This window comes from Bradyrhizobium barranii subsp. barranii (assembly GCF_017565645.3).
Taxonomy (GTDB): domain Bacteria; phylum Pseudomonadota; class Alphaproteobacteria; order Rhizobiales; family Xanthobacteraceae; genus Bradyrhizobium; species Bradyrhizobium barranii.
Window position 1 is genome coordinate 2,133,467 of the sequence record NZ_CP086136.1, and the last position, 11,425, is coordinate 2,144,891.

Annotated in this window: 4 protein-coding genes and 2 pseudogenes; 4 read left to right on the forward strand and 2 right to left on the reverse strand. The window is 61.1% G+C overall.

The genetic code is table 11. The features are described from left to right. Window positions 1-472: 472 nt before the first annotated feature. Window positions 473-2,563, reverse strand: a complete 2,091-nt coding sequence (locus J4G43_RS10440) for a hypothetical protein (protein WP_208084726.1) — start codon at window positions 2,561-2,563, stop codon at window positions 473-475. A gap of 230 nt (window positions 2,564-2,793) precedes the next feature. Here J4G43_RS10440 and J4G43_RS10445 point away from each other — a divergent pair, with 230 nt between their 5' ends. The 3 genes from J4G43_RS10445 to J4G43_RS10455 all read left to right on the forward strand — a co-directional run bounded on the left by J4G43_RS10445 (window position 2,794) and on the right by J4G43_RS10455 (window position 8,138). After that, window positions 2,794-3,195 carry a hypothetical protein gene (locus tag J4G43_RS10445; RefSeq protein WP_208084727.1) on the forward strand — a complete coding sequence of 134 codons (402 nt, stop codon included), beginning with the start codon at window positions 2,794-2,796 and terminating at the stop codon, window positions 3,193-3,195. Window positions 3,196-3,712: 517 nt separating this feature from the next. After that, window positions 3,713-4,327: a tetratricopeptide repeat protein gene (locus J4G43_RS10450; RefSeq protein WP_208084728.1), complete on the forward strand. Its 615-nt coding sequence runs from the start codon at window positions 3,713-3,715 to the stop codon at window positions 4,325-4,327. Window positions 4,328-4,922: 595 nt separating this feature from the next. Beyond that, entirely contained in the window at window positions 4,923-8,138 is a 3,216-nt protein-coding gene (locus J4G43_RS10455) for an ATP-binding protein (protein ID WP_208084729.1), read from the forward strand. Between the two features lie 800 nt (window positions 8,139-8,938). On the opposite strand, the pseudogene J4G43_RS10460 reads toward J4G43_RS10455, so the two are convergent. Then, a pseudogene (locus tag J4G43_RS10460) lies at window positions 8,939-10,257 on the reverse strand (epoxide hydrolase family protein). A gap of 665 nt (window positions 10,258-10,922) precedes the next feature. Between J4G43_RS10460 and J4G43_RS10465 the strand changes: the two are divergent. Next, window positions 10,923-11,147, forward strand: a pseudogene (locus J4G43_RS10465) (cupin domain-containing protein); the annotation flags it as partial. Window positions 11,148-11,425 lie beyond the last annotated feature (278 nt).

Here is an 11,425-nt window from a genome sequence, read left to right on the forward strand (position 1 = left end):
CCGATTCCGTTGAAAGAGGCGGCAGTAATCCGATGTATTGGCGCGAGCGCCGATGCGGCCAACGGCTTTACCGGCTTCTATGCCGGCTCTAGGCTAGGCATCGGGATCAGCTTGGCCATCATCCCTCGCGTCGCAACAGCCGGAGCGCAATGAAGTCGGAGGCGAGATTAGTAGCACGAGCTTCTGGGAGTGTAAGTCGAGTGCTGACCGCAACCAAGCAGGTAACCGATAGCGCCATTGAAATGTCAGATCGATGGTATGGCGCTTGGGCAAGCGAGAGGGACGGCGGCGCAAAATAGAGCTCGCCGGCGAGCATTTTTTTGACGCTCCGTTTTCATCGCTCGCTCCTGTGGAATCCCGCGTCGCGGGGTAAGAACGTCGGCGTGAAACGTTTGATCCCCGTGCCGCGCCTTTGCATTCACAGCCGGTGACGAACTGCTCGCGCGCTTCGCTGGCGGGCGCTGCTGCCCGCTCAGGCAGGAGACGCCGTTCCGTCCGTCGCCGTGGGCCCGGCACGCTCGTCATCCGAACACGGTTGCTTCGGCACCGGCAACAGCCAGTCTACGACTGAGGACGTTTGAGCAGCAAAGGCCCAAATTGGAATGAGCATGCCCGATGCCAACAGCCAGGCGCCGGGATCGGAAAGCAGCGAGGTCGCTTCGGCCTCCAGGCCAAGAGCGAGCGAAACAGCCAGCCAGCCGAGCAGCCAGAGGATGATCATCTGGCCGCTGAACGGGTCGGCTCGCTCGCCAACATCCTCCGCCGACTTTCGAGCCAGCACGGCCTCCTGATCCGCATGCACCCAGGCGCTCCAGCGCCAACGCAGGAGGCCGGCCGTGATCCATGCCCCCAGGACGACCGAACCTGCGAGCGTGATGAACTGCTCGACCCCGGAACCCCAGTCCCAGAACCATGAGGGAAGGCTGAAGGGTACGGGCAGGCGCGTGCCGTATCGTCTCCAGAGGACGAAAAAGATGACTGCCCAGGGCACCAGGTTGAGCCGTAGTGTCCACCGCAGAATGCGGACCCGTCGCGCGGCGCACTGATCGCGCCACGTTTCCTGCGTTGAAGGCGCGAGCTTGTCCTGCCATCGGCTCCCGGCCGTCTCGGCGCACACGCGCGCCACCCGGAGCACAAATCCGTCCAGGTTTTCCCAGTAGGTCGTATGGTCGGACAGGGCCGCGCCGCGATTCCAGACCTGCACCGATGTCAAATTGGCGTTTGCCTTTTCGATCCTGGTCGGTCCGTTCGGCACCGGATCCTTTGACGCGTAGATATCGAGCCACCGGGACAATCCCCTGGGGTAACGCACCGGACTTGTCACCGCAGCCTGTGTGATGGGCGACAGGATCGTTCGCATCGCATAGACCAAGCTCGCCAGGAGAACACCGAGGAGGCCGACCTGAGCAACCGGCAGGTTCATGACGGCCTGGTACGCTTTCCTGAAATAGATGCTGACGAATGTCAGAAGCACGGTGACGAGGATCATGGCCGTCCATTTGGCGGTCTTCTTGACCCCGTCCCGCACGCCGTCGAGCAGCCTCAGGATATAACCGAGCGCCAGGCCCAGGACGCCAGCCCCCGCCATGACCAAAGAGGCCTGGACCAACTGTCCGATGCTGATGGCGTGCGAGTGAGAGCCCGCGAAGAGCATAACGAGCAATGCGATTACGCCCAGTGTCGTCATGGCAGCCACGGACGCCGCGTTGATACCTGAGTCTTTCTCCAGGGCTCCGGCCGCGAGGACCTTCAGACTGACGAGCTGGTTGACCCCCGACCCGAACGTCACCAGCGCATCGGGGAGCGGGGAGCTCTTGGACGGCCCCATGCTTTCGGCCGTTTCGTCACGGTCGACGATGCCGCCGAGCGCATCGAGGGTGACAGCCGCGCCCTGCGAGTGCGCAACGATCACGGTGCGTTCGCAGCGGTCCTTCAGTCGCGCGAGACCGTCCAGAATCGGGGCGCGTATGAGCGCGGCGCGCAGCGGGCTCTCGACGAAGGCAAGGCTGTCTCCGATCGTGCCCAGGAGCAGGGTTTGGGCTGACAGCATCAGGGACCGCAGTTGCGGAACCAGGCCTAGGATCAGCGTCAAGGCCGGCAGGACCATCAGGATCGGCATCAATGCCATGGCAATGAGCAGTCGTAGAACGGCGTCTGCGAACGCCAATGAAAATGCAATCCTGGACGCCTTCGGATTGCACTGCCAGAATCGTTGCGCAATGTGCAGCGCGATGGCCCACGGCACCGCGCGAAGACTCCATGACACGAGCTCCGAATAAGTCGGCAAAGGAAAGCTCTCCGCCCACCAGCCTTCGGCGATGAGCCATTTTTCGCCGTCAACCCTGTCCTTGCAGCGAAACTCGACGACCGCCTCGGCGGGCTTGTCGCCTGACCGGTCGCCGCGATCCGCCCGGGTCACGAACGACGTGGTGCGGCCTGGATCCTCCGCCGTTGCCCGCCTGATGACCTTGAGCAGCGCGTCGCCCCAGCGAACCAGCGTATCGCGCGCCGGCTGGGTGCCGATCCCGTGGACGAAGAGAATGCCGAGCTGGAATTCCTTCATGGCTGCCGGGCACTAATAGAGGATGCTCGCTGTATCGAGCAGGATACCTGTCAGTTGAGGCAAGGCAAGCGATTCCGCAATCGAGAGTTAGGCGTCGAGTCATTTCTCAAGAGCACCCGGTGACATTTAACTCAGGTCACCGCCGCACCCGCGACTTCTGATTTTCAAAAATAGCGGTTGATCCGTCGGGCAAATCGCAAGCCGATGAGTGTGCAATCCTTTCGGATATGATGAAAAATTCCGTCAAAACCTTCATAGAGTTCGGGTTTCATCCGATTGAGTTCAATTGCATCGAACTCGCCAGAAGACCTGATTGGTCGGGCTTGCTGATCGACGGAACCACCAGGCAAGTGGAAGATGCTCGCGCACTTTGGCCATCTCGCATCGAGTTGGTCCAGAAGTTCCTCACATTGGACAATCTCGACTTCATCCGTAAGAAATTCCTGAAAGTGGGCGTCTTATCCATTGACGTGGATGGCAATGATTTCTGGTTTCTCAAGGCGCTGGCCTCGGGTCCTGAGCAAGGGCCTCTTATGCTCGTCGCCGCAGTGGACAACTTTCGTTACCCCCCAACAAGCCGCCCCACGAGATTACGTGCGAAAGTCGAGCCGCACCTGTCGCACCTCGTGTAGGGGCCGTTTCGCAACAGCTCGAAACCGGTATCCAACAATGATCGGGCTAATGCTCGAACCCTTGTGTTGAAAGGTACTTGAGCGCAGGAAGTGCACCTATCTCGAAGCCCATTCTGGTAAATTGTTGAAATTGCAGAAAATGCGAACGCCCTCCGAGCGCACTATAAACCCAAAGCGGCGATACGTCGTCGCAATGGGCAAATATCCAGTTCAGAAAGTTCTTTGCTACCACAACGCTCGAGACGCACCTCGCTGATGCGCCTGAGCGATAGCGAGAAAAGGTCTGGAAGCTAAGCTACATGTCTGCTTATCGAGCGGCAGGAGACAGCCGTCTCTTGGTCGGACACCGTCAGCTTTTGACCCGCTGCGGACATTGATCGGCTCATAAGACAACATTGCTGTCACACCAAATCTCGTTTTTCTAAGTACCATTCCAGGAATGTTTGAGATAAGCCGGAGTTAACATGTTCGGCTGGAGTGGGAGCTCGAAGGCGTAGCTTGCTTGCAGGAGGCTTCTATGGCCAACTTGATGATCAGGATTGCGACGCTGGCAACGTGTTCGATTGCGCTGATCGGTGCGTTCTCGGTCACTTCGGCTGTTGCGGCCCCGGGCACTGAGCCAGGTGGCAGCGATGCAGACTATAGCGGGATGGGGCAACGCTCCGCTTATCCGCCTTCGTCATACCCGAAGCGGTCGGGCGCCAAGGCCACTCACGCGCCCAAGGCCAAAAAAGCCAAGCAGTCCCTGTTCGACGCCCCCGCCTTTGCTCATGGGTATCGCGCAGCTTATTCGGCGATCTACGACCGCACTGACTATGCCTCTGCGATTGAGCAATTGAAAACGCTCGGCCACGACGACAATCCAAACGTCGCCAACCTCATCGGCTACTCCTACCGCAAGCTCGGTGACTACGAGCAGTCGCAGGTCTGGTACGAGCGCGCGCTCAAGGCCGATCCGAACCACGTGCTGACGTGGCAGTATTATGGACTGTGGCAGCTCGAGCGGGGCAACCGCGAGCAAGCGCTCTATCATCTCGGCCGGATTGCATCCATTTGCGGGACTGGCTGCGAGGAGTACCGGTCGTTGGCCGCCGCGCTAGAGAAGCCGCCCGGCACTAGCCTGGTTTATTAGGACAGCAGCGGTCAGAGCTCGGCGCTAACGCGACAGGTGAGGCCATGTCTGTTCGTGGCCCTTAGCCGCACAAGACCGAGGCTATTGCGATGTCGACTATCGGCGGCGGACCGGACGCGGGGCCGCGCTTGCCTCGACCGCCGCTTGTGACCCGAAGCCGAGATCGGCGAGCACAAAGTAGTGCGCTATTTGGTCGGTCCTCCCGGTGGTCGAATGAGGACATCAGATGGTGGACGTCTGCGTTTTGGGCCCATCGAAAAGCTTTCTTCAGGAATCGCTTGTGGGGGATCCGCACCCGCGCACGCAACAAGGCGGCGATGACGTCGTGTTCGATTTCTCCAAAAGGGTACGGCACGCCGTCACGTCGGATGACGTCGGGGACGCTTCGCGGCCATGGACCCGTCCTAAAGTGCGCCCAGGAAGCACTGCCATTTCAAGAGTTTGACGCAGAATGCGCTGTACGACTGCGAGCACATGGTATTCAATCCCTGGAACTGTCTGCCTGGGCACGGGCCGCTCGGCAGCGTCAACTGGATGCGGCTCGCCGTCTATCTTGCCTCGCGGCGGGTACGGCGGAAAGTGAACTTGGTGGGTCATGAGCAGCGAGCCGAAGCCCGATCGTTTGGGCGGACTTCAGCGGACACAGGGGCCGCCGAATGTCGAGAATGAGGCTCCGCATGCCGAACGCCGCCAGCTCACCGTGACATTTATCGACATTGTCGGTTCGACACCCCTGAGCGAGCGGATCGATCCCGAGGAGTTCTTCGCGATTATCAGAACTTACCGCGATATCTGCGACGAACAGATTCGCCGCTACGGCGGTCATATCGCCAGAATGATTGGTGACGGGCTGCTCGCATTTTTTGGCGTCCCGCAAGCCCATGAAAATGATCCTGAGCGCGCGGTCCGCGCCTCTCTGGCGATTGCCGGGGCGATCAAGGAACACAAGTTTCTGCTGTCGGACGGCAGCTTCGTTCGCCTGGGCGTGCGCATCGGGGTCAACACCGGGGTCGTCGTCGTCGGCAGCGTGCCCGGCGAGCCCCCCGATCGACGGGAAGTGTTCGGCAGTACGGCGCATGTCGCTGCCCGCCTGCAAGGACTCGCGAGTGAGAACGGTATCGTAGTCGGCTCGAGCACTTACGATCTGACCCGCAGAACCTTCAGCTATGCGCCGCTTGGCCGACAAGCTCTCAAGGGCGTGGAGGAGCCGGTCGAGGCTTGGCGTGCAGAGGCGCTTGGGTCAAACGAAAGCAGGTTCGACCGCGCGCGGAGGTCGCCTCTTGCCCCGATGATAAATCGAACCAGCGAAAGTGCGTTACTTGCCGAGATGTGGCAGCAGACTCTCGCCGGCTCGGGACAAGTTGGCGTCATCTCCGGCGAGCCCGGCATCGGCAAGTCACGTTTGATCCGCCAGTTCCGCAGTTCGCTCGGAGCGTCTCCGCGTGATGTTCTGTCGCTGCAATGTTCACCGTTCCACATCAACACGCCGCTTGCCCCGGAGATCGAGCGCCTCATACGCGCGACTGGCATCCACGAGACCGACAACGCGGAACTCGCGCTGGCAAAACTGCAAGCGCTGTTGGCGAGCGCCGTCACCGATCTCAAGCAGGCGCTTCGTTACTACGGGGCGGTGCTATCGATTCCCGCATGCGCGGGATACGAGCCCGCGGATTTCGGATCTCCCCTGGAGCGCGAGCGCGCGTTTCAGGTGTTCGTCGACGCTCTTGTCGCCGCCTCGCGCAAGCAGCCGATCCTCGGGATCGTCGAGGACGTCCAGTGGATGGACCCGACCACCATCGAACTGCTGGTACGCGTGATGGCTCGCTGTCCTGGCGAGCGGATCATGGTCCTGATCACGCATCGCGATGATTACAAGGCCGACTGGTTGCCAAGCACGGCAATTAGACGGATCCCCCTCCGGAAGCTGGCAGCGCATGAATGCGAGCAGATGGTCGCAGCCGTCGCGGGCAGCGATTTCGTGCCGCGCCAGATTACCAGCCAGATCGTGGAAAGGACCGACGGCGTGCCACTCTTTGTCGAGGAGTTCACGCGGGCCGTCGTCGATGCCGGTGCGGTCCCGCCGGCCGCCGAAAGCCCAGTGCCGAAGTTGCCGGAACCCCTGGTGCCGTCAAGTATTCACGATTCCCTGATGGAGCGCCTTGATCGTCTCGGTCCTGCCAAGCGCGTCGCCCAGATCGCCTCCGTTTTCGGAAGGCGTTTCGACTATGAAGGCATTTTCAACGTGTTTCCGGATAAGAGCCAAACGCTGCCACAGGCGTTGCGAGCTCTCGAGAGAGCGGGGATCGTGTATCGCAGCAAGGAACCTCAAGGCGAGGTCTTCACGTTCAAACATGCGATGATACAGGAAGTCGCCTACTCCTCGTTGCTCATGGAGGAAAGGCGTGAACTCCATGCGCGCGTGGCATCGTGGCTGCTCCAGGAAGCCTCCATTGAAGAAAGCGGCCAGCCGGCGGTATTAGGCTATCATTATGCGCGCGCAGGCAACATTCCGGAGGCGATCGAGGCCTGGCTCCAGGCTGGAAAATCCGCGCTGCGCAGATCTGCCACCAAGGAAGCCGTGGCTCACCTTCGCGAAGGCCTCTCGCTGATATCCAAGATGCCGGCGTCGCCACGGCGCTTCGAGGCTGAAATCGGACTGCAATCCAATCTGGCGATGGCGTACACGGCCAACGCCGGATGGTCCGACCCGAACGTCTATGGCCCCTACAGTCGTGCACTCGAGCTTTGCGCGAGCCATGGCACCATTCGCGAGAAGGCGACGGTGCTGTGGGGAAGTACCATAGCCAAGCTGGTCAACTGCGAGCTCACCAAGGGCCTCGAACACGCGGAAAATTTCGTCCGGCGGGCAGAAGAGTGGCGCAACGACGAGGCCGCCCTCATGGCCTACACCGCCGCCGTGATCGCCAATTTCTTCCTCGGTCGTTTGCAGCAGGCGAGTGAGCTCGCGGCTCTGGTCAGCGCTCGCTACAATCCGCGCGAGCACGGCAAGCTGGTCCAGATCTATCAGCATGATCCATTAATTGTATCGCTCGTCTATTCCGGACACATTGAATGGCTGTTGGGCCGGCCCGGCCGGGCCAGAGAGTGCTGCGTGACGGCGCGGCAGCTTGCGAACGAGATCGGACATCCGTTCATGGTGGCTTTTGCCTCCATTCTCGGCGTCGCCGATCACTGGTATGAGGGTGACCTTGCGGAGAACCTTGCCAGCGTGAAGCGTGGTCTGAAGGTCGCTGACGAGTATGGCTATCCGATGTACCGGGTCATCGGTCCATTGTGGGCAACCGCAGCGTTGGCGGCACGAGGCCCCGCGCCGGACGCGCTCGAGAAGCTATGCGGCCTGCTCGATAAGCTGCCCGCCGAGAACCGGTGCATCCAGATGCCGCTCTATCGAATTCTGCTTGCCACGGAATTCGGACGGATCGGGCAGATGGGCAGGGCTCGAAACTTCGCTGCCTCGGCTGAGGCCCTGGTGAAGCAAACCGGCGAGCGCTGGGCAGCTCCCGAGATCTACCGGATCCACGGCTCGCTGCTGTGTCGCGATCCATCGCGGGACGACCGGGCCGCCATGCGCTTGTTCAAGCGCTCGCTTGCCACTGCCAGGAAGTTCGGGGCGGTCGGTTGGGAATTGCGCACGGCGATCAGCATCGCGCGCCTGGTCAGCGCAGGCGAGAGCGCATCCGGACGCACTGAGGCACGAGACCTGCTAATATCGACCCGGGCGAAATTCGCATCCGCGGAAACTTCCCGCGATCTGCGCGAGGCTGATGATCTGGTGAGAGTGTTGAACTAGTATTGGCGCCTGAGATCGGACCGTTGGAGCCGGTGATGCGCAGAGCCTGGAGGCCAAGATTCAGCCCAATCGCAGGACATAGCCTCGAACTTGGCGCCGACGCACAAAGTTAGCCGAATGAAGCGCCGCGCAATTCGAATCGAATTGCAAGGTTCGACTACCGATGGTACTCGCGCGCACTGACAAAGTGATCGGCTGAGTGCGTATCTTGTTGCGCTGCATGAGTCCGGATGTGACCCTTCGCGGACCTGAACCGCGGATCCGGTGATGTCCGCTCACAGTGGCAGAGCAGACCATCTACCATGGACCCGCCGACTTCAGAGCTTGACCCGAAGCTGACGATGGGCAGTGCACCGGCTGAGGGCAGCTTTTGGGTAGTGGGTCGGTTTGATTATGGCAGCCGGACGGGCTGGAAACGGGGCGACTCCAAGCGCATATTGATAGGACATGACGCGGAGCAACCCCGTGGCCTTGATCAGATGGGTGTTAGGCGCAGCCTTGGTTGGAATTACATTCGGTGGCTACCCCGCTAAATGGTGGTCCGCCTCCATTGCCGTCGCGCTCTGTGTCGCGGCTGCCTTTGCCCTTCACTTCGTCGCGCCCTAGTCCCCGCAACAAACTTGTTTCAGTTGACTTGAGCCGGACGCCCGCTGTTAGAATTTGCAAGCATGCATTCCTGCCGCCTAGCCTGGCGAACTTCCTGTGCAAGACGCTGCCGAAGGTCGCCACGGAGATGGCGCGGTGTGCGCTGACCTACAATCGCGGGTGCTCAACATCGTTGGCGTCGAGCCTCTGGTCCGTTATTTGCGCAATGATCTGAAGGCTGCGCGTACCTCATCTGAAAACAGTTTCGGCTCCTCCCAGGCGGCGAAATGTCCGCCACGTTCGACCTCGCTGAAGTAGGCGAGGCCGGGGTACATAATCTCGACCCAACTTCGGGGCGCAGCAAAGATTTCGCCGGGGAACGTCGAAAATCCCACGGGAACCGCGACCGCAGGAGGAGACTTGCCGGCCGCACGGGCTGCGGCCTGTCCGGCCTCCCAGTACCACCGTGCGGCCGAGGCCCCAGTGCCCGTCAGCCAGTACAGCGTGATGTGAGGATGCTGTCCCGGGTGAGATTGCCCGCGGGCTTACCCTCCACGAACGCTTGCGAAATCTTGTAGTAGCTGTCCGTGTCATGGTCGAGCATCCAGCTCGCGAGCCCGAGGGGTGAATCCAGCAGGGAGTAGCCGATCGTCTGTGGCCGCGTCGACTGCTCCAGGAAGTAGCCAAAGCCACTCGCCCTAAACGTCGCGGCCGCCTTCTGCGCCGCGCGTTCCTTCTCGGATTCCGCGGGCAGCTTGTCGGACATTGCCGCCACACCCGCGAGCAAGTTGACGTGGATGCCGAGAAGTCCCTTGGGTGCCTGGCGCCCCATCGCATCCGTTACTGCCGCTCCTACGTCGCCACCCTGGGCGACGTAGCGCGTGTAGCCGAGGCGATCCATCAGCACCGCCCACGCACGCGCGATGCGGGCGGTGTCCCAGCCGAGTTCGGTCGGCTCACCCGAGAAACCGTAGCCAGGCAAGGACGGCAGCACCAGGTCGAATGCATCGTCGGGAGTGCCACCATACTTGGTCGGGTCAGTCAGGGGACCGACGGTATCGAGGAGCTCGATGACCGAGCCAGGCCAACCGTGCGTCATGATCAGCGGCAGCGCGTTCTCATGCCGGGACTTGACGTGGACGAAATGGATCTTCACCCCGTCGACCACGGTCGTGAACTGTGGCAGCGCGTTCAGCCGTGCCTCGCACTTGCGCCAGTCGTACTCAGTCGACCAGTAGCGGGCGAGCGCCCGCAGCGTCGCCAGCTGCACACCCTGCGACCGATCCTCAACGAGCTCTTTGGTGGGCCAGCGCGTGGACGCGAGGCGCCGGCGGAGATTGGCGAGGTCTTCACCCCGGACATTGACGCGGAAGGGAAGAATTGCGTCGGCTTTGGTCGTACCAAACGGGGACCCTCCTTGCTTCGATTGCGCGCGTGCGGCGACGAAATGTATTGGAAGCAAGTTGACGGCACCAGTTGCGGCTGCCCCTGCGAGGAGGCTGCGCCGGGTCGGTGAAGAGGAGATTGCAGTCATGTTCGGCCTCCTCGTTTACAAGCCCGCTCCTAGACTAGTGAACTGCGATGCGTCGCTCTGACCCACAAAAGGTTGGCCGAGACATAGGCCGGTAGGCTCGCACATACTCGCGGAACTCTCGAACCCACTCACGCACAGGGCTCTAACGCCTGATGTTTGCCGCTCGCCTTGACGATTTTACTCCACTTGCGAACGGCACGCCGCCAAATTCAGCGATCCTTGCTCGGCGCAGCTTGTTGAACCAGGGCCCCAGCGCTCGGCCATCGAAGTGATCCGCGATTAGCGCGCGACCTCCCTGTGATGCCCCAGGTTCGTCAGGGATGGTAGTCGGCGAAAGTGAACTCATGGTCGGTATTGGCCCAAATGCGAAGTGACAAACTCCTCACTGAGGTCCGCTTAGTGGGGCGGAGCGGACTGGATTTGCTCACTCTGAGTTCTTCGCTTTTTGACCCGATTCGGACATTGGTCGTGCAGCAAATGCCGCACCCGCTCCCCCTTCCGGAATGCTAGTATTTGCCAACACGATGCTTTCCAACGTGGCGCTGACATGAGGCGGGGCGAGTTCAGGTGCGTGGCGTGGCGGCGGCGTGGCCGCAAGAGAAGCAAAGGAGAACGAGTACAATGAATATCAGATTCCGTGCGCTGCTGTCGCCATAGCGACCGCAATGCCTGCTGCTGCTGAAGACGGCGAAACTGTCACGCCGTACTTCAATCTGGCGATATCCAATATTCCCGGCAAATCACTGTTCGTCCAATTCGTTGACCAGTGCCGGGGGGGAGCGTCGGCTTCGCACGCCCATGCAAAATCGGCTTTCGTCTTTGCGTACGTTCTATCTGGAGAAATCGACTCACAGGTGAATGAGTTCTTCTACGGCCCCGGCACCTGGTACCCGCGCGAGGGCGATATTGGTGATCAGGTGCGGCAACAGCAGGTTCCGATTATCGGTGAGGGCCAGGGCGTCTACAGCTTCGTGCATATTGACGATGCGGCTGGGGCGACCGCTGCCGCGCTGGACTGTCCGCCGGGAGCGTACAACATCGTCGACGGAAACCCGTCGCCTCAGCACTTGTGGTTGACGGCGTTCGCGCGTGCTGCAGGAGCACCTGCGCCACCTCGCGTCAGCGAAGAAGAGGCGCTTCGGGCGTCAGGCCGCGACGCAGTCTATTA

Bases quoted from the DNA above. Each gene is read 5' to 3' on its own strand.
- J4G43_RS10440 (WP_208084726.1), bottom strand. From the start codon at position 2,563: ATGAAGGAATTCCAGCTCGGCATTCTCTTCGTCCACGGGATCGGCACC.
- J4G43_RS10445 (WP_208084727.1), top strand. From the start codon at position 2,794: ATGAAAAATTCCGTCAAAACCTTCATAGAGTTCGGGTTTCATCCGATT.
- J4G43_RS10450 (WP_208084728.1), top strand. From the start codon at position 3,713: ATGGCCAACTTGATGATCAGGATTGCGACGCTGGCAACGTGTTCGATT.
- J4G43_RS10455 (WP_208084729.1), top strand. From the start codon at position 4,923: ATGAGCAGCGAGCCGAAGCCCGATCGTTTGGGCGGACTTCAGCGGACA.